This is a genomic window from Caldalkalibacillus mannanilyticus JCM 10596 (genome assembly GCF_000615945.1).
Lineage (GTDB): Bacteria > Bacillota > Bacilli > Caldalkalibacillales > JCM-10596 > Bacillus_AT > Bacillus_AT mannanilyticus.
Window position 1 is genome coordinate 54,403 of the sequence record NZ_BAMO01000015.1, and the last position, 26,192, is coordinate 80,594.

Here is a 26,192-nt window from a genome sequence, read left to right on the forward strand (position 1 = left end):
AACCCCATGCCAAAATGAGGTTCATTGCATAATCCCTCTTGGCAACCTGGCAATCATAGTCATCGTGACCTTAGACCCATAGCTTTGCGTCCTTACTTTTCAGTAAGTTTGCCTTTATCATAGATAATTTGTACTACTTTTTTACATTATACTATATTTTTTTGTTTTTGGGTGTCTTATTTTGTCGTTTTCGAAAAAATTTGTTGAATCATTTGTATTTCAAGGTTTAAATCAAAGCTATCATTACTATATGAATATTCACAATACAAGTGCAAAAAAGTATTTATCTAGATTACTTCCTATGAACTATGCTTGCAACGATTCGATTTATTCATTGTCATAAGGGCATCATTCCGTACAACCAAAGGATGATTATTTAACCCCATGGATTGAACGAATTTAAGTCTATGGATTAACAGTGAATTCGTTTTCTGTAATGGTTATCTCATTACCATTTTTAAAGATATCTGTTCTTATTCTAATGTTTTTATTAATTGGCATCTCTTCACTTACAACAATGAATTCAATAGTATTTTTACCTTCAAAAATAAAGTCATTTATTTCTAAGGATGTTTTATTTAAAACTTTTGATTGGTTAAAGTAAAATTTATTGTTGTCTTTTATAAACGATCTCTGACTGTCATCAAAAACTTCTACAATACTCCTTTCCATATTCTCCGAATTAATAATTATTTGGATGTTCTCTTCTGGACTTGCCTCTCTCTCGATATTCAAAGTTACAGTTGGTTTATGGATGTTATGTAGTTTAATCTCGATAGGTATATTCTGACTTTCAATAATGCTCACTTCAATTTGTTTATTTGAATTAATAGATAACATAGAGATACTAATTCCTATAGTGAAGAATAAAATTAATAAATATACTAATTGTAAAAATGGAGACACTTTTTTCTCTATTTTTTCCGTTAAATCAATAATTTTCTTTAGTTTATTTTTACCTAAATAAAAAACAATCACAATAAGCACGGTAATTATAAAACCAATTAAAAAGAATACAATTGATTTTAGTTCTAAAAATATTTGTACAAATATGTAAATACCAAATAAGGTAACTATACCCAAAAAACTATTTTTTATCGTTTTGAAAATATTAGAATAAGACAAATCTGCTTTACTTTCAGATCTTTCTCTAGAACTATTATCATTAAAGCATTGATATGTTTGTAATTCAGCATACAAATATCTAACAAAAGAAATTGTAACTGCAGAAACAGCAGTTAATATCGAGACAGCCAAGATATGTTCTAAATTAAGTATCGATTTTATGTAAGCACTTTCGGAAAATGTAGTAAACCATAACCTTATTGCACCTAATAAGATGTACCAAGTAGCACCAAATATAGTTAGTGAAACAACTAATCTTGTAGTTCTATCTATTTTATTTTTCATCTATTCACCTTGCATCCCTTTGAAAAATTTAAGTTTTTGTTTTTGTAATTAGTTTTTTCAATAGTACCTTCAAGAAGTTCAATTAGTTGTTGTAAGATAACTCCTAATAGAGCTCAATTATTTTATCAAATACACCACCAAGCGTGCGTTGATATGTATGGCACCAATTTTCATGAAAAAAATATATTGAGCAAAAACTATGGAGGTATAGCTAATTAGACTGTAGATATGTTGGCTTTTTGATAACAGCTATATGACCATTGACTTCAAACTAGTAGGCATTTTTTTCCTTGCTGTTTTTCTTTATACCCCATTTGAGATAAAGGGGAACCAATAGGCGAAGCTCATCGGGAAAAGTATATAAATTTTGATTTATTCTGTCTTTCATATATAAAAAGTTTTACTTTTTGTTCAGCTTTTTCTTGTAACTATTATCCTTGTTTTACTTTGATTTGCAAAAAGGTTCATTGTTAATAGTTTAGTTTTTTTCTTGTTTAGATCTTGCTTCAATATGGGTGGCTTCACTACAGTATCCTCATCACGAGTTATTGCTAGAGTAAGAAAAATTCAACAGGAGCCCTCTATGATGATTTCAAGATTTGAGGCAGGTACTCTTTTTTATGATGAAAAGTACTTAAGGTCGTCGAGCACTGGTTATTAAATTAATTTAATTATTGATTTATCCTTGTTTTTTGCTCCTCAATTTCCTTCAGATGAATAGGCATATCCCCATTTTCTCCACGCTAATCCACACTTATTAGATTATCTACATAGAATAGAATAAGATGAAAAACGTCATAGAAGGGAGTGAAATATCATGAGCCTGTATATCAAGCGCGGTGTAAACCCAAAGATTTATATAAATAAACGACTACAAGATCACTCAACCAATCAAAAAGAGGCGCGAAGAAATTACCTAGCAGAGTTACTGCGACAGCAAACTAAACTCCAAGAGGAGCGAGCTCAGCACCTGATTGAACTATACAAAGCACAAATCAGCCCTCTTGCCGAAATGGCAGAAAGGCTTCATCATATTGAACAAATGAATCATACATTACTGAAAAGAGTGGAACAAGATGAACACATTCAACAAGCCGTGATACATCAACTGACTCATCAGGACCAACTAACCAACAGGATTAGCAGAAAGCTAGATGAACACATGAACATTTCAGAGAATATCGTTCAGCAACAGGAAAATCAAGCCAAGCTCTATGAAGAAATCTCAAAACAACTAAGTATTCAAGACGCTTTCCACCAAACCGTTTTGGAGGAGTTGGATCAGCAAAAGTCGCTAATGCAAAGATTTGCCTCTCAACTCGATCACATCAAATCCCTCATCACGAAAAAAGTATCTCATCTAGCAGAAAAAATGATTAGCTAATCCAGCTTAAATCTGATTTTTTTCTATCGACTCTCTACACTTTTTTTCTGGGTAAGCTCATCTTAATTCCATTTTCAATCATGCTCAAATAGGATTTATCCTTTGGAGCTACCAAGGTAATGGCTAATCCCTTTTCCCCTGCTCTTCCCGTTCTGCCAATCCGATGAATATAGCTTTCTACATCTATAGGAATGTCATAATTAAAAACATGAGTTACCCCTTCTACATCAAGCCCTCTTGCAGCAACATCAGTAGCGACAAGGAATTGAAGCTGCTTCTCCCGAAAACGCTTCATCACCTCTTCACGCTTGGCTTGAGATAAATCTCCATGTAGTTCATCAGACGAGTAGCCGAACTCCTGCAAGGCTTGATTTAAGGTGTGTGCTCTGCGTTTGGTCCGACAAAAGATCATTGCCAATCTGGGACGATATTGATCGAGCAGAGTTCGTAAGTTTTTCTGTTTGGTTCGATCGGTTGTTTCGATCACTAGTTGCTTGATTTTATCAACGGTGATTTGTTTTGAATGAATCTGTATTTCAAGAGGGTCTTTCATATATTGACCCGCTATCTTTCGTATGGGCTTAGGCATCGTGGCTGAGAAGAGCAAGGTCTGACGCTTTTCAGGAAGTTGCGCTATAATCTCCTCCACCTCAGTAATAAACCCCATATGTAACATTTGATCTGCTTCATCTAAGACGAACATGTTCACATCGGCAAGCTGGATCGTTCCCCGCCTTAGATGATCTAACAAGCGTCCTGGCGTTGCTATAATCAGATGAATGGTGCTGCCAAGCTTTTTGATTTGGCTTTCTACATCTTGTCCGCCATAGACCGCTAGTACTTGGATTTCTTCTAGCTTGGAAACCAGCTTATCCACCTCTGTAGAAATCTGTAGTGCCAGCTCTCGAGTAGGAGCTAGGATGAGAGCTTGGATATGGGGGTTCTTAGGATCTAGTTTATCTAATATAGGCAAAACAAACGCTAAGGTCTTCCCCGTCCCTGTTTGAGCTTGGACGACAAGATCCATCCCATCCAGAATATGACAAATGCTTTGTTCTTGAACGGGGGTCGGCGTACAGATTCCATATCCTTCTAAAATTTGCTGTAACGTATCACTTACTCCCAAGAAATTAAAATCGCTCAAAAAGTACACCTCTCAAAATGTTAGTTATCTAATTTAAGCTTGGCTAAAGCATCAGCCAAAGCGGTATTCATTGGTTCCTCTTTCTTTTGTTTTTGCAAGAACTGGGATACATCCTTTTTCGATGCTTTACCCTCTTTTTCTTTCTTTCTCCGCTCATTGAAGGTCGTTAACTTTTCTTTATATCCACATTTACAAACAAAAACTTGACCTTCCCCTTGTCCTCTTAGCTCCAGTTTCTTCTTGCATTCTGGGCATCTGGCATTGGTTACCTTCGCTACGTTTTTCCTATGCCCACATTCTCGATCCTGACAAACGTGCAAGGTTCCTTTTTTCCCTTTTACTTCAAGCATTGGCTTACCGCACTCAGGACATTTTGCCCCAGTTAGATTATCATGCCTGAATCTGGACTCACTATATTTAATCTCTTGAACAATCGCTTTCGTGTAGCCTCTTATTTCACCGATAAAAGCCTGTTTTGTCAGTGAAGCCTTCGATATGGCTTCAAGCTTTTTTTCCCATTCTGCTGTTAACCTAGGTGACTTAAGTTCTTCTGGTACTAGATCAAGTAACTGTCTGCCCTTGGAGGTCGTATAAATATCTTTCCCTCTTTTTTCTAATAAAAAGCTATTAAATAACTTTTCAATAATATCTGCTCTGGTCGCTACTGTACCTAAACCGCCTGTTTTTTCTAAGGTTTTGATCAGTTCCTTCTGATCACTTTCCATGTATCTCATCGGGTTTTCCATCGCTGAAAGAAGCGTTCCTTCATTAAAAGGCTTAGGTGGCTGAGTTTCCCCTTGTACTAGTTGAACGGAGAGAATCTTTAGTTTCTCGCCTTTCTCAATAGTAGGTAAACGTTGTTCAGCTACATCCTCTTCCTTCTCCTCCTCTTCAAGGGAGGAATCATAAAGCTCCTTCCAGCCTAAAGAAAGAATGCGTTTGCCCTTAGCAATCAATAGTTCATTCTCCACCTTCGCTTGAATCGTTGTTTGCTCATATTCAAATGGCGGAAAAAGAACCGCTAAGAAGCGCTTCACAATAAGATCATAAATCTTTCTCTCTTTGTCATTTAATGAACTAAGCATTGCGCGTTGTTCTGTAGGAATGATGGCATGGTGATCCGACACCTTAGAGTCATCTACAAAATGCTTGCTAGCTCTTATTTTTTTCCGATCCACTTTCATCGTAAATTTTGTATAGGGTTGTACGCTACAGGCGGCAATTCGGTCAGGTAAGGTATCGACAAGATCACTGGATAAATACCTTGAATCTGTCCTTGGATAAGTAACAAGCTTATGTTGCTCATATAATCGTTGCATAATCGAAAGAGTATCTTTTGCCGAGTAGCCAAAGCGATTATGTGCCTCTCTCTGTAGCTCGGTAAGGTCATAAAGCTGAGGCGAAAACTTCTTTTTCGGTGATTTTTGCACATCTAGAACCAGAGCTTCCTTATTTCTCAGCCTTTCTGCTAGCTGCTTACTTCGCTCTTGATCAAACAATCTGATCTGTTTTGTTTTTTGATCCTGCCAGGTTAATGCCAACGCCTTTGTCTGAGCTTGTATCCTGTAAAAAGGGACAGGCTTAAATTGACGAATCTCTTCTTCTCTTTTTGCGATCATAGCTAATGTAGGTGTTTGAACTCTGCCGCAAGAAAGCTGGGCATTAAATTTGCAGGTTAAGGCTCTCGTGGCATTGATTCCGACCAGCCAATCTGCCTCTGCTCTAGCAACTGCCGATGCATATAAGGTTCAAAAGCTTTGCCATCTCTCAGCTTGGCAAACCCTTCCTTAATTGCTCTATCTGTAACTGAGGAGATCCATAAGCGTTTTAACGGCTTTCTCACACCTGCTTTTTCAATAATCCATCTTGCTACAAGCTCTCCTTCTCTTCCAGCATCCGTTGCAATGACAACTTGAGTTACATCTTTTCTTACTAGCTGATTCTTTACTATACTAAATTGCTTTCCGCTTTTCTTAATCACGGTCAGCTTTAATTGCTCAGGAAGCATGGGTAAATCTTCGATTCTCCAAGATTTATAGCGATCATCATAGGCTTCGGGATCAGCATGGGTCACTAAATGCCCTAGAGCCCAAGTCACTATGTATTTTTCTCCTTCAATAAAACCATTGTTATTTTTATGACATTGTAATACCCTAGCTAAATCTCTTCCCACGGAAGGTTTTTCTGCTAATACTAGTGTTTTGCTCATAATGATAAAATCCTCTCAATCTGTCATACATATTATTTTCTTCCATTGTACATGATTAATACAGAATAGAATAGGAAAAGGAGATCAAGAGATGAAAATCAAATTGGATGAACGGATGCAACAACGATATGATGAACTAAGAACGCAACCCACTTTTCTGTCCATCGTTAGTGGTAAAGGTGGAGTAGGAAAGTCAACTGTTGCTGTTAACTTAGCCATTTCTCTAGCTGAAAAAAATGTAAAAGTGGGGCTTATCGACGCTGATATCTATGGTTTTAGTATTCCTAGTCTGATGCAAGTTAGAGAAGAACCCATTACGATCGAGGGAACAATGTTACCTATTGAAAAATTTGGTGTAAAGCTAATGTCCTCAGGCTTCCTCCGCACAGATAATCAGCCGATTATTATGCGGGGACCCATGCTTGGCAGAGTCATCAAGACTTTTTTAGAAAATGTGCAGTGGGGAGAGCTTGATTATTTAATCTTTGATCTTCCGCCAGGCACTGGTGACATTCCGCTGGACATTCATGAGATGGTGAAAAACTGTAAAGAAATCATTGTCACCACTCCTAATGATACGGCTGCGGAGGTCGCTTTTCGGGCAGGGGCGATGACAGCAAGAACAGGGCACGATATCCTTGGTATTGTTGAAAATATGTCCTATATCCAATGTCCATGTTGTACTCAAAAAATCAATATTCATCCAGGGAAGGGCGGTCATATGCTGTCCTCCAGCTTAGAAGCCCCACTCCTTGCTCAAATTCCAATGGAAGCTACAGGTTCTACCGCTCCAGCATCTGGAGTCTACCACCACCATTCCATCCCTGGTCAGAAATATAGAGAATTAGCTGATCAAATTTTACTACTGACACGTAAAACGAAACGATTTTAATTCCCAGCTAAGAAAAACACACTGCTTCTCACACTCATCTGAATCCTTTAAATAAGGGAACTCAATATGAGAAAGGCAGTGTGGTTTGCTTTTGTATTCGTTTTTTTTTCGTTTTTTTGTTTTCTCGCTTTTTTTGTTTTCTCCGTTTTCTCTGCTTTCTTATAGAAGACTATTCTCTCGTTTCCTCCAGCTGGCGAAAATAATAGTGAGTAATTCCAGCGACCAGCAGCATGAATGCCAGTCCTATTGAGTAATATGGCAGTAATTCATAGTGACCTGCTAAATAACTTTCCACCATATATTGCACCAAGATCACGACAATCGAAAGGTAAAAGATCGATGTCCACCAAGCCATTCTCATTTTTATCAACCCCTCTTTTTAGTTCCTTACACAGTATGGCGGTGTACCCCTATAGCATAAATTCCATCACTCTTAAAATCTAATTCAATGGATGGGAGTGGTCTTGTTGGAGGACCTGCCAAAGCTGAACCATCCTCTACGGAAAAAAATCCTTGATGACAGGGACAAACCAGCTTCTCAGTAGGTTGATCCCAATAAACAGGGCATTCCAGATGAGTGCACTTGATATGGTAGGAACGATACATATCCTCCTTGACCCTGACCAAAATAGCTGGATCATTTTCTCTAGGGTAAGTAAACAGTTTACTCTCCCCTACTTGTAGTTCATTTAATTCCGTAATCTTAAAAGGCTCTGGAGCTGCTTTTGCTTTTTGGAAAACCTGTCCCACAAAAGGAAGGGTACTCAGCAAATAAATGAAGATAAGCCCTATACCAGAGAGGACAAAGCCTCTTCTGTTTAAATCAAGCTCTTTTTCTCTGCGAATGGTTAAGGATATATCTCTTAAAAATTCTTCAAATCGCTTCCACAAAGGGCATTCCTCCTAGCTTTCATGAAATCCAAAACGGTGGGTTCTCGTATCTGGAAGACCGATGACCGTTCTCGTTTCAATTTCTGTATCATAAAAATTCCATTTATATTGGACTTCTTTATTCATTTTTGTCTTTACTTCCTCTTCCTCTAGAAACAAAATCGTATCCGTTGGACAGACACTGACGCACATCGGGGGTCTTCCCTTAGAAGTCCGATCATAGCATAGATCACATTTATACATCAGATTTCGCTGTTCATCCACCTTAGGTATCCCAAAAGGACAAGCATAGGTACAATTTTTACAAGCGATGCATTTTTCATGAGAAGCAGACAGGACGGTTCCGTCTGATGTCACCTGTATTGCACCTACTGGACAGGATTCTGCACAGGCTGGTGTGACACAATGCATGCAAGGGGTGGGAGATGTAGCCACACTTTCTCCGGGATTTAACTCATCTACAAACATGCGAGATAAATGATCGTGACCACTACATTCTTCACAGCCGATCATACAGGCTCGACAACCAATACACCGTTCAAAGTCGATGTATAGAACTTTAGCCATGCTGAACCTCCTTTTGTTCCGTTTTTTCGATTTTCACAGCACAAACTTTGAATTCTGGCATTCTTGATTTCGGATCAAGAGCAGGGTTTGTTAGATGGTTAATAGCCAGTGTTTTCCCCCAATGATAAGGAACAAACAACGTGTCGGGTCGAATGATTTTAGTGATTTTAGCAGGAACAGTAATATTTCCGCGGCGACTGCTTATTTTGACATACTGCCCATTTCCGATCTCCATTTGCTTCGCAGTATCGGGATGGATTTCAACATAAGGGTCAGGACAGAACTTACGAAGAGCCTCAATTCGCCTCGTCTGGTTTCCGCTTAAATAATGATAAACAACTCTTCCAGTCGTTAATAAAAGGGGATATTCCTCATCCACATCCTCATTGGGACCTTCATGCTCAAAAGCGTGAATACGAGCTTTTCCATCTGGAAAATAAAACTTCAAATCCTCAAATAGACGGGGACTTCCTTCATGCTTTTCATCAGGACATGGCCAAAAGACTCCGTCCATCTTTTCAATCTTCTCATAGGTGATTCCATAATAATCTGCTATGCCACCACGACTTGCCTCTCTAAGTTCGTCAAAAATTTCTTTCGGCGATTGGTACTTGAAATATTTTCCCCTGCCTAATCTCTCCGCTATTTCACATATGATTTCCCAATCTCTTCTGGATTCCCCGGGCGTTCGCTCGATGCCATTAATCCTAACTACACGTCCTTCTACATTTGTTGTGGTTCCATTATCTTCAAGCCATACTGTAGAAGGAAGTACCACATCTGCCATTTCAGCAGATTCAGATAGGAAGAAGTCCATCGCGACAAAGAAATCTAAGTTTCTTAGGTATTTCTCCACATCTCCTGCACTGGGAGCCGAAACCATAGGATTACTACAGATAAGTAATAAGCCTTTGATCTCCCCTGTTCCCATCGCTTTTAACATTTCAAAGGCAGACTGTCCTGGACCGGGAATTTCTTTTTCATCCACACCCCATACCTTCGCCATATGTTCTCTAGCGGCTGGGTCAGTAATTTTTCTATAACCGGGGAGCTGATCTGCCTTCTGGCCATGCTCTCGTCCTCCCTGCCCATTCCCCTGCCCTGTAAAAGTAGCAAATCCTGAGCCTTTCCTCCCTATTTTCCCTGTCACCAAGCAGAGATTGACATAATTAGAAACGTTACTAGAGCCAGAGGCATGCTGTTCGATTCCACGAGCAAACATCACCATTCCATTCTTGGCTTGCCCAAAAATTCTGGCTGCTTGAATTATTTTTTCCTGATGTACACTTGTTATCTCAGATACATACTCAGGTGTATATTTCTCAACTATAGCCTTCAGTTCCTCAAATCCAGTAGTGTGCTGCTGGATAAAATCTGTATCGATATAATTCTCTTTGATTAAGACATGGAGGATTCCATTAGATAGAGCTAAGTCTGTACCGGGTTTTAAATCAAGGTGAATATCTGCTACTAAAGCTGTTTTTGTCTGTCTGGGATCTACACGATCAGCTTAGCCCCTCTATCTCTAGCCCCCATACATAGGGCATGGAGAGTGGATGACATTCTGCTGTATTGGAGCCTGCAACGAGCAAGGCATCAGCAAATTTGATATCACTCCAAGGGTTGGTTGCCCCTCGGTCGATACCGACACTTTGGTTAAACCCTACGGCTGCGGAGGACATACAAAAGCGCCCATTATAATCAATGTTTTTCGTTCCTAATCCGATTCTGGCAAACTTCCCTACTAGGTAACACTTTTCATTGGTCATCGATGAACCGCTATAGACTCCAAAAGCATCCTTCCCATAGGTATGCTGAACTTCTTTTATTTTGGTAACAATCAGGTCCATTGCTTCCTCCAGGTTGCTTGAGTCAGCTTCCCATTTTTGCGAATCAAAGGATGCAATAACCGTTCCTCATGATCAGCCTGGCGATACGCGGAAACCCCCTTCGGGCATAATCTCCCGCCGTTCATGGGAAAGTCATAGCGCGGTTCAACACCCACCACCTGATTTGTTTCTGTATGTACCCGAATATTCATGCCACATTGCATCCCGCAAAAACAGCAGTGAGTTGAGATTAGCTCTTCCCCTTCTCGATGAATGGCATCATACTCTCTCTGAGCATAATCAGCGTTCTGGTTGTGTAACATGCTCATTCCCTCCTTTGCTATCTAGCTTTAAGCCATTAGCTCCATTGTTTTTAATAAATAGATGACTCTGCCCAAGTCCAACCTTGGCTCCATACGCAGCAAGTCGATGCGTGACCCTGCGACATTCAGAGCAAAGATCAGACATATGAAGAGAGGTTTCTTCAATGGGTACAGATAGATTTCTATGTTTCAAAGCAATCTGTACATCCTTAATCTGTTCCTTGGTGGCATACTCTCTGCCACAACGGGCGCATTGTTGTTGTCCCTCTAGTGCATGGTAGGCTGGTATGACCAATGCCAAAAAGCGCAGGGCTACATGCCAGAATTTACTAAAAGGGAAGTAAAGCAATAACACGATGACAGAGATTTGATGGGATAGAGTAATTCCCATGTAAAAAGCCCCTTCCATCCAAGTAAAAGAAACGGTTAATAGCATGCCGGTAATCGTGACAATCATCAGGAGCAGAAGCGGAAAGATATCAAACTCCTTTCCTTGTTCAACTAGTGTTTTTTTCTCTGTGGCACGGCGAATTAATGCCATGGTACAGCCGATCAATACCATTAGCCCTGACCAATTCAAGCCATGATAGGTAATGAAAGCGAGCAATGAATCGACCGCCATATACATCGTTGGCAGTCCAAAAAAGACAACGGCATAGGTTCTAGAATCCACCAGTTCAAAATGCACCCAGCCCAATACCAGAGCAAAAGTAATGGCAAAGGATAGAATCACTCCCCAAGAGATTAGAAAATGCTGGAGTCCTCTCCACCAAGAACGCTTGTAGATGAAACGTTGTTCCACCATGTTTTTCCAAAATGTACCGAATAAAAATAGCCAGCCCTTAGGTGAACGAAACATTCTCCAGCCCTGCTGCCACAACCGGCGTGCTGGCGGACGCATACTCCATGCCGTAATACGAATGGTCATTAACAGGATAGATAGGATCGTTGCCCACAGATAGCCATATAACGCCATATCATAGTAACCCAATTGTTCTGAACCAAAATAAATAGACAAAAACACAATCACAAGGACAATAAAAGCATTTCTAGTCGCTTTTGAGGCAAAGGAGCCTCGATGATATTCTGACGATTGATAGGTTGCTTGAGACATTGCCTAATTCCTCCCATACTATTTTTTCGATGCTAGTATACCCCGCTATTCACTTGTTTATTTCCCTTGTTCATCAGCTCTATTCCCTGAGTACTATTAAAATAAAAAAAGAAGAACGGTTTTCCTTCGTTCCTCTTTCCTTACAGTATGAACTCAAACTGAATTATTCAATTGCTAATATGATGCGGGACAGATATATGATGTGGGACATTAACATGGTGCGGAACCCACACCTGTGAGTGTACGTCTATCCCAGGTAATGTAGGATTATGCCCTTGGATTTCAGGCCATGGCATAACTGGCATAAACGGAGGATACGTCATTGGATAGCCCCAATAGAAATTATAAGCATAGTTATCTCCCCAGAAGGATTCAATTCCTTGTCTGCTATGATTTTGATCTATAGAATGATAGTACGACGCATTCCAAAACGGTATCCTTACTCTCTTATTCACATAAATTCCTCCGATCCTATGACCATTCTTACTGTTCTTCTCTCTATTTTATGATTAAATTCATTATTCTGGGATGGGTATTACACCATTTTGATTTCAGTGTTTTTTTTCTTTTAGACTTTCTAAATGATACGTTTGATCAATGATCATCTGAAACAAGCTGTGTTCAGATGTAATTTGTGTATAGTGCTGTACCACCCAATCTAATCCCCACTTTGTTCTATTCTCTTGAATCTCGATAGCCTCAGGATCATTGGATGAATGAAATAAGAACGCTGCAGCAATTCCTACCGCTAGATTAGTGGGAGTAATACCCTGATGGATAGCCTGCAAAGCAGGTCCAACTAATCGATCATTGGAAGATAACTTACGAATAGGAGATCTCCCCACACGGGTCACTTGATCAGAAATAAATGGATTCGAAAATCTTTTCAGAATATTCTGAATATATTTCTCGTGTTTCTGGACATCAAGACCATATTTTGCGATTAAAAGGGAGCCATTCTCTTTTAATGCCTGATCTGTCACTTTTATAATATATGGATCGTTAATCGCTTGTTCAATTGTTTCATAGCCCAACCAGTACCCAAGATACGCTAAGATGGCATGCCCTGTATTGACGGTAAATAATTTTCTTTCTATATACGGGGCTAAATCATTTACATAGGTAATCGCCTTGACTTGCGGCATTTCCCCTACCAGCTTCGATTGATCGACAACCCATTCAAAATAAGGTTCAACCGTGACAAGTAAGCGATCTTCATGTTTTTGCAATGGTACTATACGATCTACTGCCGCATCTGGAAAACCAATGACTTGCTCTGCTTTCTCTTTCTCTTGGTGATCAAGCCGTTCGTGGACTAGTTCTTTAAGTTTCGTACTTCCACCAATCATATTCTCACACGCAATGATATTTAATGGATTTTGATTGCTTTTGATTCGTTTAGAAATCCCCTGCGCAATAACTGGAGCGATCAGAGGTAACACACTTGCTCCTACTGCTGTAGTAATAAGGGTAGCTCTAGCAATCAAATCGGACACACTCTCCATATCTTTGCCATGTAAAGCACTGACTCTCTTAACCTTGGAACTTTCTTGATCTTCATTAGCTAAGATCACGGTGTATTCCTTCTTACAATTAATCTCATCAACCAATTCCTGATCCACATCGACAAAACAAACCTCATAACCTGCTAGAAATAGTTGCTGCCCAATGAAACCTCTGCCAATGTTCCCTGCGCCAAAATGTACAGCTATCATAACTAAAGCCCACTTTCAAAGATTTCAATAATTTCTTCTTTACTTTTTGCCTGAACAAGCTTCTGGACGTTTTCTTCTTCTGCACAAACAGTGGCAATCGTTGAAAGAAGCTCTAAATGTTCGTTTTCAATGGCAGCAATTCCGATAATCAGGTAGGCTCTATTCCCTTCTCCAAAATCAACCCCTTCTGGGACCTGTAAGACTGACAGACCTGTTGAGGTAATCCATTGCTTCGATTCCGCAGTACCATGAGGAATAGCAACACCATTTCCGATATACGTAGAAAGCAGTTCCTCTCGTTCCTGCATTTTGTCTATATACTGTCGTGTAATATGCCCTTGTTGTACTAGCAGCTCCCCCGCTAAATGGATCGCTTCTACTTTATTTGCTACCTTGACATTCAATTCAATTTTTTCGACAGATAACATTTTTTCTGATTTTAGCATGTTTCATCTCTCCACTCTTATTTTTTGATAACAAAATTCTTGTAATCTTATTGAAAAGTAATCTACAATCTCTTGCTCATTTTCTGTTTCAAAACGTTTCACAGTATCTTCTTCGATTAGCAACGAACTTATTTCACTCAACACTTCCATTCCTTCACTAGAAATGCTCTGCGGACCAATCAGCAATAAGATCTTTCGAATCTCTATATCATGATTATCCATTGATTTAAGAAGGATTGGAGTACTTAAGGAATAAATGGTAAATGACGGCTTGCCCACTTCATCGGTTCGTGTATGAAAGAAAGCGAAATCGGTACCCGGAATTCCCAGTCCACCCAATCTCTCTCGATGCAAAAGCCTTCTAACAACCTCTTCTTTGTTGTTTATGAAGCCCTGTTGCGCTAACTCATCGATCATTTCTTTGACGATAACCGGAACACTTTTGCGATCATTATTAATCATTTGATAATGAAAACCATCGAGAATCTCTAAAGTATGGTTCACATACCTCTGCATTGCACGTAATTGTTCAATTGCCTTCTGTGAGAAGGAGCTCGAGTTTTTCTGTGAGTGATCCGTTCGTCTAATAGCCTTCTTTAAATTCTGAACAGAATATTTAATCTTTTGTATATCATCCTTTGGAAGTAAAGGACTCACAATTAAATATTCATTGGGCTCTATCGGGAGAGGTATAGTTGAGATAATGAGATCATATTGGCTTTTGGGGATCAGTCCTACCTCAAACAGCGATAAGTTTTGCAATTGCTCGATTTCTGGGATTTCCTTTTGAATTCGAGTTGCTAATATTTTGGAGGAGCTATTCCACTCGTGCAAACAATAAGAGCTCGATATCGTTGTTGGTGCTTTTGGTTACGCTCTATTGCCGCACCAATATGCATAACCAAGTAACCCACTTCCTCATCAGGAACATGAACCGTAGGAAAGACGGTCTTTACCACTTCTGTCATGATAGTAAAGAGCTCTGGGTAATCATGCTGGATTTGCTCTAACAAAGGATTACGAATCTTCATTTTTCCTCGAATTCGATAAAGTGCAGGTTCCATATGAGTCAATAAGCCTTGATACAAGGAAGTATCCTGTTTTAAAGGAACATTTATTTTTTCTTCACAAAGAGAAATTAAGCGTTGAGTCTGCGCCATTAGTTCGACATTTCCTGACCAGAAGGTTTCTTCCTGTGAGCTCCGTATTTTTGCCCCTCTTAAATGCATGGTCACATAGCCCACTTCAGCAACAGGAATCTCCAAACTAAAAATCTGTTGAAGCCTAGTAATAATCCGTTCCGCAATGCGATACTCCTTTTTACTCTTTAACGATTCCAAGGTCTTTTCATCAAATGTGATACGCTCACCTTTTTCAATCCTTTCAATAGCTAGTGCTAAATGAATCACAAGACCTATATAGGCACTATCCGCCAATGGATAAGGGAGCTCCTCATCTATATTTTGCAGAGCCTTCTCCACTTTCACTAATTTCTCTTTTTCAATTAAGCCTAGTAATCGCTCAGAAACCGTATCAATATGGCTCACTGATTTATTATGAATATTCTCTTTGATCATGCTAAGAAGGTCGTGCTCATCCAGATTTTCAGCGATTAAACTGCTCATCACTCTTCGTTTAGCTGATTCTGAACCTTGAATTTCCACCCCATAGCCCCTCTTGCGCAATAAGGTTAAATCATACTTTATTAACCACGTTTCAAGATCGTCTAGATCATGACTAATAGTTGCCGTCGTTACTTTTAAATCGATGGCTAAAGAGATTAATTTTAAAGGTTCAGACGTTTCCAATAGGGCACAAAGAATAATGGCTTTTCTTTCATTTGGCGTATACTCTGTTGTTGTTAGATTAAATAAGGAGTAACGCAAGGCTTCTTTGTCTTCTACATCACCTTGAATTTGTATACCTATTCCCGATTTTTTGACTAGTTCTAAGTCATATTCCTTTAACACTCCCTCAATACAGGGAAGTTCACGGTGAATCGTTCTGGTACTAACTTCAATCCGTTCTGCTATTTCTCCAATGGTGATCTCCTGTTCTTCTAATAAAAGAATTTCAAGTATCATTCGTTGTCTAATGGAAACACTCATGGCCCTGCTCCTTTAAGAAAGAATCTATCTAGTCTGCCTTGTGCTTTTTCCTTTTAGTTCAAATAGTACTCTTTAGCTCAAGCGCTGAATTAGCTCTTCATATTTTGGATTATTCAAAAAATTGTCAATGGAAACATGCTCTGCATGAGGTGCTTTTGCTTTCGCACGCTCTGTTAACGTTCGATGTGTGATGATGATATCTGCATCCTCAGGAATGTCATTGATGGCGGTATTAACCACTTCAACTTCTAGTCCAGCTTCTTTACATTTCTTACGTAATGTAGCTGCACCCATGGCACTTGATCCCATTCCTGCATCACAAGAAAAGACGATTTTATTTACCTGTGTCTTGATGATTGGACTTTGATGAGTTCCTTTTCCTTTTAGTTCCTTCATTTGGTCTGATGCTTTCTCTAAATCATCTTCATCTGTTTGTTGGCTCGTTTTTAACAGGATAGAAGCCACGACGAACGATACAATGGTCGCTATCACAACCCCTGCTAAGACGGGTAGGAGTCCTCCTCTAGGAGCCATCGCAGCAAGAGCAAAGATACTTCCAGGTGATGGTGGTGCCACCAAGCCGCTATTCAGAATGGTGTTCGTGAACACTCCAGCCATTCCTCCTGCAATGACAGCTAAAATCAGACGAGGCTTCATTAGAATATAAGGAAAATAAATTTCATGAATTCCGCCGAAGAAGTGAATGATAGCCGCGCCCGGAGCTGATTGCTTAGCCATTCCCTTTCCGATTAACCAGTATGCAAGCAAGATCCCCAAGCCAGGTCCCGGGTTTGTTTCAAGAAGGAAAAAGATCGACTTTCCTGCTTTTGCTGCTTCTTCTAATCCAATAGGACTTAATATTCCATGGTTAATGGCATTATTTAAAAATAAGACCTTCGCTGGTTCAATTAGAATGCTCGCTATCGGTAATAATCCAGCGTTTACAATGACCTGCACCCCTGATGCCAAGGCTTTATTTAAACCTAGCACGACGGGTCCGATGGAGCTAAATGCGACCAAGGTCATCGCTCCAGCAATAATCCCAGCAGAAAAGTTATTGACCAGCATTTCAAATCCTGATTTGATCTTCCCTTCTAGAGCTTTGTCCACTTTCTTCATTATCCAACCCGCTAGTGGACCCATGATCATGGCTCCTAGAAACATTGGAATATCCGAACCTACAATTACACCCATTGTAGCAACCGCTCCTACAACTCCTCCGCGAACATCATGGATCATTTTTCCGCCTGTGTAGCCAATAAGTAAAGGCAGGAGATAGATGATCATAGGTCCAACAAGTTCAGCCAAGCTTTCATTAGGCATCCAACCTGTAGGAATAAATAAAGCTGTAATCAATCCCCAAGCGATGAATGCTCCTATATTGGGCATCACCATTCCACTAAGGAATCGACCAAATTTCTGAACACGAACACGTAGATTTGCAGAAGGCTGACCTCCATCTTTGACTGTTATTCTTTCCATTTGTTTACCTCCTTCATCTTCTTTGTTGCTGACAGGTTTTAATTAAGACCTGCTTTAGTATTAATATAAAGCGTTTACATCCTATATTCAATCAAATGAAAGTAGCTTTTTGTCTTAGTATATGTTGACAAAGTTTAATTAAAGATCAAGCTTCAATGAAATAAAAATAGCTCTGTTCATTGAACAGAGCCACCTCTTGCATTTACTTCATTTTTTTAGCCTCAGCCATAATATTTTTTATTAACGTGCCCACAGTTTGACTTTTTGCAAGTCTTGGGCTCTGACCAGACCAAAGTGACATAAAATCTTGATTGTTTTGTAATGCTGACGCTTTTCTAATTGATTGGGTCAGTGTATTTTGAACTGGAAAATCCGGAAAATAATTCTCTTCATTTTGCATCTCGATAATAAATTTATTTTTCATTCCTCTTGCCCATTTCCCAGAAAAGGCACGTGTTAAAACAATTTCCTCTTCGTGAGCATTAAGAATTCCTTCTTTATGTAGCTCATGTGCCCCACTCTCAATACAGGTTAAAAAAGCTGTACCCATTTGTACACCTTTTGCCCCTAAGCAAAAAGATGCCATTAACCCTCTCCCATCCATGATACCTCCAGCAGCAATGACTGGAATGCTTACATTGTCAACAACCTGTGGGATGAGTGACATTAAACCAACCAAGCTCTCCTGATGTCCCCCCATAAAGTTTCCTCGATGTCCACCAGCCTCACTTCCTTGAACAACTACCATATCCATTCCGCTTTTTTCTACTTCAACTGCTTCTTTCACTGTTGTAGCTGTTCCGATCAACAGTATATTATTTCGCTTTAACTCATCAATTACTTCTCTAGAAGGAATACCAAATGTAAAAGAACAAACGGGAACTTTCTCTTCAATTACAATCTCAATTTGCCTATTAAATGTTTCTAAAACATCGTGAAAATATGGAATTTCAAGGTCATCCGTATGGTGTAATTTTAATTGCTCACGTACAGGCTGTAATATCTGCTTAGCTTGTTCCATTTCATCTACTGTAACATTAAAATGGTTGGGTACAAATAGATTTATACCAAAAAAATTGGATGTGAGCTTCTTTACCTCTTGAACTTGTTCACGTATCTGAATAGGGGTCATATAGCCTGCGCCAATCGTTCCCAGACCTCCAGAATTGGAAACCTCAGCCACTAATTTTGATGTTGTTACTCCGCCCGCCATAGGTGCTTGTATTATGGGATACTCAATATGCAAAATTTTTGAAATATCATTATTCAGCATAAATTACACCTCGATATTTGTATTTTTGTCCTATAGATAGTCCATTTCACTTCCCCTTTAAGTGCTTTTTACTCCATTCGCCCATACTAACAAGTATAGGTATAAAGCTCTGCCCCAAAGGTGTTAACGAGTATTCTACTTTAGGAGGAACTTCTTTATATACTTTTCTCTGAACCATTTGGTCCTCTTCCAAATCTCTCAGCTGACGTGTTAAGATCCCTTTTGAAATAGTAGGTAGCAATCTTTGAAGCTCGCTAAATCTTCTTGTCTGTTCACTTAAATGCCATAGAATAATGATTTTCCATTTCCCTGCAATGATATCTTGAGCTTGTGTAACTGGACAAACCTCGATTTGTTCCTCTGGAGGTTCACCAAACCAATTTCGTGCCATCGTAAATGCCTCCCTTTCTTAATGGTACTGTTTTTGTGACTATGTCATAAAAAAATAACTACTTCTAAAAATATCTCTAACATAATAATATTAGATTTAGTCTAGTAAGCAAACAAAAAGAATAGGAGAGATACTAAATGAAATTATTAGTAACAGGAGCAACTGGAAAACTTGGTAGCAAAGTTGTAGAAATCTTATTGAAGACGATACCAGCCAGCCAACTAGCTGTTAGTGTTCGCAATCCAGAGAAAGCAAAAGAATTAGAGGCTCGTGGCGTAGATGTCAGACACGGGGATTTTGATGATCCAGAAACATTGGATTCTGCATTTGCAGGAATTGAGCGCCTATTACTTATTTCTGCGGATGGAGACAATGAAACAAGAATTCGTCAGCATGCCAATGCTCTAGCTGCGGCAGAACGGGCAGGAGTTAAATTTATTGTCTATACTAGTGTAGCCAATGCACAGGAAAGTTCTAACTTATTCGCACCAACACATAAGGCAACTGAGGAAGCGATTAAACAAACTGGCATTTCATATTCCTTCCTACGTAACAATTGGTACTTAGAGAACGAACTTCCAAGTATTCAAGGTGTTCTAGCGGGAGCTCCTTGGGTCACTTCAGCAGGAAATGGAAAAGTAGGATGGGCATTACAACAGGATTATGCCGAAGCAGCGGCTGCTATACTATCTGGTAATGGACACGAAAATACCATTTATGAGCTTTCTGGTAAGCCTTTGACTCAAGAAGAGTTTGTTTCTATCCTAGGGAATGTATTGGGCAAAGAAGTGCCTATTCAACAAGTTGATGATGCATCCTATACCAATATCATGAAGGCTGCTGGCGTTCAGGATTTCATTATTCCTTTACTTGTTAATATTCAAAACAGCATTCGGATAGGCTCACTAGATATTGAGAGCAATGATTTCGAAAAAATTCTTGGTCGTCCAGCTACACCAATCAAGGACGCACTTACTCAAATGATATAGTAGACTTTTACCAGGTGAATTTTGTTTACAACTGTTGGTTTGAACGGTATAAAAAAATGCCTATTCATTGAACATCAATGTATTAGGCATCTTTTTGTTCATTCATGTTTGCTTAAAAAATAGAATCTGTCATTCTCCTAGACCCCTCTTTTATTTCCCCATAAGAACGTGTGCAATTGTGGCAAAACACGAACATGATTTACCTCATGATCTCTCATTGTTTTTTTTATTAACCATTCATATTTACGTAATAATTGAGCTAATAAGTGATCGTGATTAGCTGTCTGCGTATCTTCATTTCCTACTTGAAAATAGCTAGACAGCTCAGGATACTTTACTGCTATTTGCTTGGCAAATGTATAATCCTGATCGTCAAAGACAACAATCTTTAAGCTCACATGTTGGGCTCTATTACCTTCCTTTAACTTCCGCACAATGTCATCCAGGATGAGATAGTTTGTTCTCATTGTTGAACTTGGCGGTTTAGGAGAAAGGGTTAACTCATCAATTTGCAAGAACCAATCCTGCCATTTGCTACCTTGAGTCTCCAGAGCTACTTTTATATTCTTCTCTTTTAGAAGATACACCAGCTCGCCCAGATTTTTGAGCAGAGCCGGATTTCCTCCTGAGATGGTTACATGGGCAAAACAGTCCCCACCAACCTCCATTAGTTTATGCCATATCTCCTCTGCTGTCATCTGTACAATATCGTCTTTTCCTGTACCATCCCAGGTAAAGGAGGAATCACACCATGAACATGAATAATCACACCCAGCCGTCCGAACAAACATCGTTTTCTGACCTATAACCATCCCTTCTCCTTGGATCGTAGGACCGAAAATCTCTAAGACAGGTATTTTATTCAAGCTCCATCCACTCCCGTCTTGCTTCTGCATAGCTAGTAGGGGTTTCAAATAGACGGACAAATTCTACTCTTGCTCCATGATACCTTTCTCTATTCTCTTCTTTTTGTAGCGCCTCTGCCATTTTTTCATAAATCCAAACAACCATATTTTCGGCGGTTGTATTCATAGGGGGCAGCATTTCATTAAGATATCGATGATCCAAATAAATTTCAATTTCATTTTTCCAAATGTCTTTGATATCGCCAAAATCCATTAATAATCCAATCTCATCTACATAACCACTAATCCCAAATACTACAGTATATGTGTGTCCATGTAGATTTTTGCATTTTCCTTCATAGCAATGTAAGTGATGAGCAGCATCAAAGGTAAATTGCTTACTTACCAAGACTCGTTTTGAATGGTACTTCAGCTGCTCCTTGTGAATGTCTTGTTCAAACTTTTGAAGTTTCTCAACGATCTTAAATCCATACATCATGTTATTGTTCCTTTCCTTTTACATACGTATCTAACCCTTTTTTGCGCAGGATACAAGCTGGGCATTCTCCACAGCCATCGGCAATGACCCCATTGTAGCAGGTTAGAGTTTTGTTTCTAACATATTCGAAGGCATCTAGCTCATCGGCTAGCTTCCATGTTTCAGCCTTATCTAACCACATAAGGGGGGTATGAAGGACAAACTGATAATCCATAGAGAGATTCAATGTGACATTTAATGATTTAATAAATACATCTCTGCAATCTGGATATCCACTAAAATCGGTTTCACATACACCTGTTATGATATGACGTGCCCCTCTTTGCTTGGCAAGAACAGCAGCAAATGAAAGAAATAAAAGATTTCTTCCATCAACGAAGGTGCTAGGAAGCTCCCCCTCTTCTTGCTCGATCTCTATTTCATCTCTTGTTAATGCGTTGGGAGCCAACTGATGTAAGAGAGACATATCTAATAAATGATTCTTGACACCGAGTTCCTCGGAGATTTTTTGGGCAACTTCAATCTCTAGCTTATGCCGTTGATTGTAATTGAAGGTGACGGTTTCTACCTCTTTAAAATTTTTTTTTGCCCAAAATAAACAAGTTGTACTGTCTTGCCCTCCACTGAAAACCACGATGGCTTTTTCATTCTTCATTTTCTTACTCCTCTTCCTATGAAAGATATAGTCGATGTGTAAAGGATCTATCGTGAACATAGAGAAATGCTACGAAAAAAAGAAAAAAACCACATCCTAAGGAAATGGTTTATCATTTAGATCCTTAGTTTTTTATAGAGGGTTTTTGCTAGAACCTCTCCCGTTTTCACGGAATTTATGAAACTTAGCTCATTATAGCACATATCTAATCTTTATTTCTATTGACTTTTTTACAATATTTTATTTATAGAAATTTTGTGTATAATAAGGGACTCGATCCTTATCGAAGGCTACTCCAACGGTTAAGTATTTAAAGGCAGCAACAATATTTTTGCGATGCCCTACTGAGTTCATCCACGCTTCATGCACGTAAATGGCATCGAATTGACCCATGGCGATATTTTCACCCGCTAAGCTGTAGATAACCCCGTCTTTTGACATTCGATCAAAAGGCGAAGAACCATCTGGATTTGTATGATCAAAAAACTTACGATCAATCATATCTTGGCTATGAGTTCTCGTCGTCTTTATCAAAGGATCACTCCATAACAGTGGATCTAAGCCCATTCGTACACGCAGGGCATTAGTTATATCAAAGTTTTGCCACTCATAGCTCTCACGCAGCTTGTTCTCAGCCTTCCCATAATGATGTGTAAATGCTTCTTCTACCTTCGCATCAATTAATAAAACAGAAGTAAGTGTTGTATTCTGATGTACATCATAGAATAAGGTGGCATAATACCCTTCTTGCTTAAAATAATCTAATCCATCTTCACTAGATATTTTGAAGAGCATATTATTCTTCACGATTCGATCGATGGGTTTTCCTAGTATTTTTCTCGCCTGGGCTAAAGAACTTCCCACCCCAAGTCCGTTTTTCGATTTCATTGAAGCAGAGCTAGAATATAAGCCCACTACTGCTCCATTTTGAATCCCTACCATGATAAAGTTTTGATAGTTTTCATGATAGGTTTTCCATTCGAACCCATATCTACTTAGACTTGTTCTTTGGGACTGCGCTAACAAGGTATCCACCAAAATGGCTGGGTCCCCAATTTGTATTCCTTGAAAACTAAATTCTTTTACCTTGTCCTTTTGGTTATTAATAACTAAAATCATAGGGTTCTTATGCACTAATACGGTTTTTGTTGCTTGATCCCACTGCACCTTAGAGCCAAATGTTTCTGAAACAAAACGAATAGGGACAAAGGTACGACCATTTTGCACCACAGGGCTTACATCCAAGGATACTTTCTGGTTGTTAACAAGAGCGGTCTTATTTCCTACTTCCAGCGTTACAGAGGTATTTTGGTTTTTTCCTGTAATCTTTTGACTTGTTGCATTCCAGGATACTTCAGCACCATGAGTTTCGAATATCGCTCTCATCGGAACTAAGGTTCTACCATCCTTTATGATATAAGAATCAGCTATTCTCATCACTTGCTGCTCTTGAGCTGCTACTTGCTGAGAAGACACGAGAAGAAAGAGAAAAAAACAAATTCCCCAAACTAGGTGACGTCCTATATTTCTACTTACTTTCATGATCTTAACACTCCAAATCTATTATTTTATTTGTTCGCTTTTCTCGTATCTAGAATCTAGAAAATCACAAAAATGAACGAGCCATGCTTCAATCGTTTGAGGCTTTGTTGAACTCCCCCACTCTATTTTTCCATGATGAGAGCTAATATTATGCAGAACTGCCACTTGTTCCTCTAACGGCATTTGAATCTCTTCTTTTTCAAGAATTTTGTTAAACAATAGAATTCCCAGTGGGATATGACCTATTAATCCACCTAATGAGTCCATTGTAATTCCTGTGGGTTTTCTTTGTTCTAGTACGGAACGATCCGCTGTCGGAAATAAGAATTCAAATTCCTCCAAGCCCTTGCCTGCATGATCATATTCTAGCAGTTTACCGATATCATGGTAAAAAATAGAGCAAATAATCATCGAATAATCAGGTTGTCTAGTCGAGAATTCCAACATACTATAAAAGATCGAATACAAATGATCAATTGTATCCGTCCAAGTTAATTTTCTAACATCCATCGGTTTCTCCAGAGATAAGTTACTCCAAAGCTCTTCCTTATGAGCCTTTTCCACAACCTGAATGAGGCGCAAAGCTCCTTTATAATGATTATCCTGTTGAACAAGTAAATAGTGAGCGATACGCATGAGTCCAACGGTATGCTTTAACAAGCCAGATAAATAGTTATGATGGAATCCCTTCGCTGCCGGTCTAATCGAGAATTCTCGCCAAAAGCGTTCCATACCTTTAAAAGCAATTGTTTTATATGGTTCTTCTAAACCATTTACATACGAATAGAGCTCCACCACCAATGCTTCGGTATCAGCTTGAGTTGCGGAAAGCAAATCAAAAGGGTTCAGTGGATCTTGGCTTGTACATGGTTTTATTCTTGAAAGAGTGATCGATTTAAAGCCTCTAAACTCCTCAACTTTTCCTGAAATCTCAAAGACCGAATTCTCTTCTAGCAGGGGAAGAGCATATTCTACAGCTCCGTCATTATCCCAGAGCTTCGCTGCAAAAGACCCCATACTATTTTCGAATCTAAGCTTCAGATAAGGATTCCCATTGGCTGCTTTCTCTACCTTATAATCATTTAATAAGACGACAATACCATTGACGTGGTTTCCATGTTCAACGTTTTCGATGTGAAATGCAGAAGAGTCAACTGCATACATAGGAGCAGGAAATCTCTCTAAAATTGCTTTTTTCTCTTCGTCCGTATGGTGCTGATCAACAGTGATCGTACCATAGAAATAGTTTTGTGCCACTCGTTCCCCTACTTTCCTCATCCATATTTCTTGTCTACTCATACATTAAAGTATATCATGAGTCTTATCTTTTGATAAAATAAAGTAGAGTTCCACCAGATGGAGTTTATACATCGCTTGATGGTTACAATGGGATAAATAAGAAAATGTCTTTAAAGGAGAATTCGATTGAAAAAATATACTTTTACCTTGCTTCATTCAACGATCATTGGATTTAAAGAAATCGACCATATTATTCTTGCATCCTCCCTCACCGACGCAATTGAAAAATTCACCAGGAAGCACAATCTAGAAGCTCCAGCCTACTGGGACGAACCTTCATTCGATACCTTTATCGAGATGATCTTCTCTATAAGAGATGAAAAAATAACGTATCAGATTAGCTGGTAGTGATATACAAAAAAAGCTATCGAAGTTTTTCGACAGCCTGAGGGAGCCTTCGCTCCCTTTTTTCAACCTCTACAAAATGGATTCTAGATACTATTTTTTCAGATCAATCACTCCAGTGTATTTCTACTCTATTACTCTATTTTCTCAGGAGTTCCATACTCCACCCCGAATGTTTCAACTGTCACCTTTTTCATTTTTTGCTCTTCAACAGGAAGATCATTTTTTCCTCTCTCCACCAAAGCAATGTTATGAGCGGTTTCCATCCCAGAAATGACTTTTCCAAATGCTGCATATTTTCCATCGAGTGAAGGAACATCGGCTACCATAATGAAAAATTGAGAGCCCGCAGAATCCGGAACCTCTGTTCTTGCCATGGAAATCACACCTGTTTCGTGCTTGAGATTATTCTCAAAGCCATTGGAAGTAAATTCACCTTTGATGCTATACCCAGGTCCACCCCCACCAGTGCCCGTAGGATCTCCACCTTGGATCATAAAGTCGGGAATGACTCGATGAAAGATAAGACCATCATAGTAGCCCTCTTGAACAAGAGAAATAAAATTGGTTACTGTATTGGGTGCTACCTCAGGATAAAGTTCGATTTTAATTTCTTCATCATTGTCCATCACAATAGTTACAATGGGATACTGTTTATCTTCCTCTTTTACCTCTCCTTCTGCTCCAGGTGTTTCTTGATTTGGAGCTTGACCACATGCTGTAAGTGCCAAGCTAGCTACGACCAAGATAATTAACCATTGATAGATAAACCGTTTACTACTAGATCCTTGTTTCATTTTCATCTCTCCTCAATAATAGGAATTTTTAATACCATTTTTT

At 39.1% G+C, this 26,192-nt stretch carries 24 protein-coding genes, 2 pseudogenes and 2 riboswitches; of the genes and pseudogenes, 4 read left to right on the forward strand and 22 right to left on the reverse strand.

The window, feature by feature from the left end:
- Positions 1–37: 37 nt before the first annotated feature.
- Positions 38–123: riboswitch (cyclic di-GMP riboswitch) on the reverse strand.
- Between the two features lie 282 nt (positions 124–405).
- On the reverse strand, positions 406–1,410 hold the full coding sequence (locus JCM10596_RS10195; RefSeq protein ID WP_025027046.1) for a hypothetical protein: 1,005 nt from the start codon (positions 1,408–1,410) through the stop codon (positions 406–408).
- An 817-nt stretch (positions 1,411–2,227) separates the two neighbouring features.
- Here JCM10596_RS10195 and JCM10596_RS10200 point away from each other — a divergent pair.
- Complete coding sequence (locus JCM10596_RS10200) at positions 2,228–2,794, forward strand: hypothetical protein (RefSeq protein ID WP_025027047.1); 567 nt, start codon at positions 2,228–2,230, stop codon at positions 2,792–2,794.
- A gap of 34 nt (positions 2,795–2,828) precedes the next feature.
- Here JCM10596_RS10200 and JCM10596_RS24870 read toward each other — a convergent pair whose 3' ends face one another.
- The gene (locus JCM10596_RS24870) at positions 2,829–3,947 is read right to left on the reverse strand and encodes a DEAD/DEAH box helicase (RefSeq protein WP_199900133.1); all 1,119 of its coding nucleotides are present in this window, start codon (positions 3,945–3,947) and stop codon (positions 2,829–2,831) included.
- A gap of 11 nt (positions 3,948–3,958) precedes the next feature.
- Positions 3,959–6,147: pseudogene (locus JCM10596_RS24875) on the reverse strand (DNA topoisomerase III).
- 91 nt (positions 6,148–6,238) lie between these two features.
- Between JCM10596_RS24875 and JCM10596_RS10215 the strand changes: the two are divergent.
- On the forward strand, positions 6,239–7,039 hold the full coding sequence (locus JCM10596_RS10215; protein ID WP_025027048.1) for an Mrp/NBP35 family ATP-binding protein: 801 nt from the start codon (positions 6,239–6,241) through the stop codon (positions 7,037–7,039).
- Between the two features lie 169 nt (positions 7,040–7,208).
- On the opposite strand, the gene JCM10596_RS10220 is transcribed toward JCM10596_RS10215, so the two are convergent.
- The 13 genes and pseudogenes from JCM10596_RS10220 to JCM10596_RS10275 all read right to left on the reverse strand — a co-directional run bounded on the left by JCM10596_RS10220 (position 7,209) and on the right by JCM10596_RS10275 (position 19,178).
- Positions 7,209–7,400, reverse strand: a complete 192-nt coding sequence (locus tag JCM10596_RS10220) for a hypothetical protein (protein WP_025027049.1) — start codon at positions 7,398–7,400, stop codon at positions 7,209–7,211.
- 26 nt (positions 7,401–7,426) lie between these two features.
- On the reverse strand, positions 7,427–7,930 hold the full coding sequence (locus JCM10596_RS10225; RefSeq protein WP_025027050.1) for a QcrA and Rieske domain-containing protein: 504 nt from the start codon (positions 7,928–7,930) through the stop codon (positions 7,427–7,429).
- A 12-nt stretch (positions 7,931–7,942) separates the two neighbouring features.
- The gene (locus JCM10596_RS10230) at positions 7,943–8,497 is read right to left on the reverse strand and encodes a 4Fe-4S dicluster domain-containing protein (RefSeq protein WP_025027051.1); all 555 of its coding nucleotides are present in this window, start codon (positions 8,495–8,497) and stop codon (positions 7,943–7,945) included.
- Positions 8,490–10,649, reverse strand: a pseudogene (gene fdhF / locus JCM10596_RS24880) (formate dehydrogenase subunit alpha). The gene JCM10596_RS10230 and the pseudogene fdhF overlap by 8 nt, the downstream one beginning before the upstream one ends.
- Positions 10,627–11,763 carry a hypothetical protein gene (locus JCM10596_RS10240; RefSeq protein WP_025027052.1) on the reverse strand — a complete coding sequence of 379 codons (1,137 nt, stop codon included), beginning with the start codon at positions 11,761–11,763 and terminating at the stop codon, positions 10,627–10,629. Before JCM10596_RS10240 ends, fdhF begins: the two are co-directional and overlap by 23 nt.
- A 167-nt stretch (positions 11,764–11,930) precedes the next feature.
- Positions 11,931–12,218, reverse strand: a complete 288-nt coding sequence (locus JCM10596_RS29140) for a hypothetical protein (protein WP_025027053.1) — start codon at positions 12,216–12,218, stop codon at positions 11,931–11,933.
- A gap of 96 nt (positions 12,219–12,314) precedes the next feature.
- Positions 12,315–13,478 (reverse strand): mannitol-1-phosphate 5-dehydrogenase, encoded by a 1,164-nt coding sequence (locus tag JCM10596_RS10250; protein WP_025027054.1) that lies wholly within the window; start codon positions 13,476–13,478, stop codon positions 12,315–12,317.
- Positions 13,479–13,480: 2 nt separating this feature from the next.
- Entirely contained in the window at positions 13,481–13,906 is a 426-nt protein-coding gene (locus JCM10596_RS10255) for a PTS mannitol transporter subunit IIA (protein ID WP_025027055.1), read from the reverse strand.
- 21 nt (positions 13,907–13,927) lie between these two features.
- Entirely contained in the window at positions 13,928–14,758 is an 831-nt protein-coding gene (locus JCM10596_RS30180; protein WP_234410468.1) for a PTS sugar transporter subunit IIA, read from the reverse strand.
- Complete coding sequence (locus JCM10596_RS30185; RefSeq protein WP_234410469.1) at positions 14,725–16,032, reverse strand: BglG family transcription antiterminator; 1,308 nt, start codon at positions 16,030–16,032, stop codon at positions 14,725–14,727. Before JCM10596_RS30185 ends, JCM10596_RS30180 begins: the two co-directional genes overlap by 34 nt.
- Before the next feature lie 72 nt (positions 16,033–16,104).
- The gene (locus JCM10596_RS10265) at positions 16,105–17,514 is read right to left on the reverse strand and encodes a PTS mannitol transporter subunit IIBC (protein WP_025027056.1); all 1,410 of its coding nucleotides are present in this window, start codon (positions 17,512–17,514) and stop codon (positions 16,105–16,107) included.
- A 202-nt stretch (positions 17,515–17,716) separates the two neighbouring features.
- Entirely contained in the window at positions 17,717–18,787 is a 1,071-nt protein-coding gene (locus JCM10596_RS10270; RefSeq protein ID WP_025027057.1) for an NAD(P)H-dependent flavin oxidoreductase, read from the reverse strand.
- 46 nt (positions 18,788–18,833) lie between these two features.
- Positions 18,834–19,178, reverse strand: coding sequence for a winged helix-turn-helix transcriptional regulator (locus JCM10596_RS10275; RefSeq protein WP_025027058.1), 345 nt, complete (start codon positions 19,176–19,178; stop codon positions 18,834–18,836).
- A 137-nt stretch (positions 19,179–19,315) separates the two neighbouring features.
- On the opposite strand from JCM10596_RS10275, the gene JCM10596_RS10280 reads away from it, so the two are divergent.
- Entirely contained in the window at positions 19,316–20,167 is an 852-nt protein-coding gene (locus JCM10596_RS10280; RefSeq protein WP_025027059.1) for an SDR family oxidoreductase, read from the forward strand.
- Positions 20,168–20,304: 137 nt separating this feature from the next.
- Here the strand turns inward: JCM10596_RS10280 and queE are convergent, their stop codons facing one another.
- From queE to JCM10596_RS10305, 5 genes are all read right to left on the reverse strand, one after another.
- Positions 20,305–21,033, reverse strand: coding sequence for a 7-carboxy-7-deazaguanine synthase QueE (gene queE / locus JCM10596_RS10285; RefSeq protein WP_025027060.1), 729 nt, complete (start codon positions 21,031–21,033; stop codon positions 20,305–20,307).
- On the reverse strand, positions 21,026–21,508 hold the full coding sequence (gene queD / locus JCM10596_RS10290) for a 6-carboxytetrahydropterin synthase QueD (RefSeq protein WP_025027061.1): 483 nt from the start codon (positions 21,506–21,508) through the stop codon (positions 21,026–21,028). Before queD ends, queE begins: the two co-directional genes overlap by 8 nt.
- Positions 21,509–21,512: 4 nt before the next feature.
- Positions 21,513–22,226 (reverse strand): 7-cyano-7-deazaguanine synthase QueC, encoded by a 714-nt coding sequence (gene queC, locus JCM10596_RS24890; protein ID WP_148302559.1) that lies wholly within the window; start codon positions 22,224–22,226, stop codon positions 21,513–21,515.
- A 58-nt stretch (positions 22,227–22,284) separates the two neighbouring features.
- A riboswitch (PreQ1 riboswitch) is annotated at positions 22,285–22,330 on the reverse strand.
- 76 nt (positions 22,331–22,406) lie between these two features.
- Positions 22,407–23,708, reverse strand: a complete 1,302-nt coding sequence (locus JCM10596_RS27765) for a stalk domain-containing protein (protein WP_025027062.1) — start codon at positions 23,706–23,708, stop codon at positions 22,407–22,409.
- Between the two features lie 21 nt (positions 23,709–23,729).
- Positions 23,730–24,965, reverse strand: a complete 1,236-nt coding sequence (locus tag JCM10596_RS10305) for a hypothetical protein (RefSeq protein ID WP_025027063.1) — start codon at positions 24,963–24,965, stop codon at positions 23,730–23,732.
- A 168-nt stretch (positions 24,966–25,133) separates the two neighbouring features.
- Here JCM10596_RS10305 and JCM10596_RS10310 point away from each other — a divergent pair, with 168 nt between their 5' ends.
- Positions 25,134–25,355 (forward strand): hypothetical protein, encoded by a 222-nt coding sequence (locus JCM10596_RS10310; RefSeq protein WP_025027064.1) that lies wholly within the window; start codon positions 25,134–25,136, stop codon positions 25,353–25,355.
- A gap of 131 nt (positions 25,356–25,486) precedes the next feature.
- On the opposite strand, the gene JCM10596_RS24900 is transcribed toward JCM10596_RS10310, so the two are convergent.
- Positions 25,487–26,149, reverse strand: a complete 663-nt coding sequence (locus tag JCM10596_RS24900; protein WP_025027065.1) for a peptidylprolyl isomerase — start codon at positions 26,147–26,149, stop codon at positions 25,487–25,489.
- Positions 26,150–26,192: the final 43 nt, after the last annotated feature.

Excerpts from the sequence above, each read along its gene's own strand:
- JCM10596_RS30185 (WP_234410469.1), bottom strand. The coding sequence starts at position 16,032 with ATGAGTGTTTCCATTAGACAACGAATGATACTTGAAATTCTTTTATTA.
- JCM10596_RS10230 (WP_025027051.1), bottom strand. The coding sequence starts at position 8,497 with ATGGCTAAAGTTCTATACATCGACTTTGAACGGTGTATTGGTTGTCGA.
- JCM10596_RS10280 (WP_025027059.1), top strand. The coding sequence starts at position 19,316 with ATGAAATTATTAGTAACAGGAGCAACTGGAAAACTTGGTAGCAAAGTT.
- JCM10596_RS10215 (WP_025027048.1), top strand. The coding sequence starts at position 6,239 with ATGAAAATCAAATTGGATGAACGGATGCAACAACGATATGATGAACTA.
- JCM10596_RS10255 (WP_025027055.1), bottom strand. The coding sequence starts at position 13,906 with ATGTTATCTGTCGAAAAAATTGAATTGAATGTCAAGGTAGCAAATAAA.
- JCM10596_RS10265 (WP_025027056.1), bottom strand. The coding sequence starts at position 17,514 with ATGGAAAGAATAACAGTCAAAGATGGAGGTCAGCCTTCTGCAAATCTA.
- JCM10596_RS24900 (WP_025027065.1), bottom strand. The coding sequence starts at position 26,149 with ATGAAACAAGGATCTAGTAGTAAACGGTTTATCTATCAATGGTTAATT.
- queC (WP_148302559.1), bottom strand. The coding sequence starts at position 22,226 with ATGTTCACGATAGATCCTTTACACATCGACTATATCTTTCATAGGAAG.
- JCM10596_RS10270 (WP_025027057.1), bottom strand. The coding sequence starts at position 18,787 with ATGCTGAATAATGATATTTCAAAAATTTTGCATATTGAGTATCCCATA.
- JCM10596_RS27765 (WP_025027062.1), bottom strand. The coding sequence starts at position 23,708 with ATGAAAGTAAGTAGAAATATAGGACGTCACCTAGTTTGGGGAATTTGT.
- JCM10596_RS10195 (WP_025027046.1), bottom strand. The coding sequence starts at position 1,410 with ATGAAAAATAAAATAGATAGAACTACAAGATTAGTTGTTTCACTAACT.
- JCM10596_RS10275 (WP_025027058.1), bottom strand. The coding sequence starts at position 19,178 with ATGGCACGAAATTGGTTTGGTGAACCTCCAGAGGAACAAATCGAGGTT.
- JCM10596_RS10240 (WP_025027052.1), bottom strand. The coding sequence starts at position 11,763 with ATGTCTCAAGCAACCTATCAATCGTCAGAATATCATCGAGGCTCCTTT.
- queD (WP_025027061.1), bottom strand. The coding sequence starts at position 21,508 with ATGTATGGATTTAAGATCGTTGAGAAACTTCAAAAGTTTGAACAAGAC.
- JCM10596_RS10220 (WP_025027049.1), bottom strand. The coding sequence starts at position 7,400 with ATGAGAATGGCTTGGTGGACATCGATCTTTTACCTTTCGATTGTCGTG.
- JCM10596_RS10200 (WP_025027047.1), top strand. The coding sequence starts at position 2,228 with ATGAGCCTGTATATCAAGCGCGGTGTAAACCCAAAGATTTATATAAAT.
- JCM10596_RS10250 (WP_025027054.1), bottom strand. The coding sequence starts at position 13,478 with ATGATAGCTGTACATTTTGGCGCAGGGAACATTGGCAGAGGTTTCATT.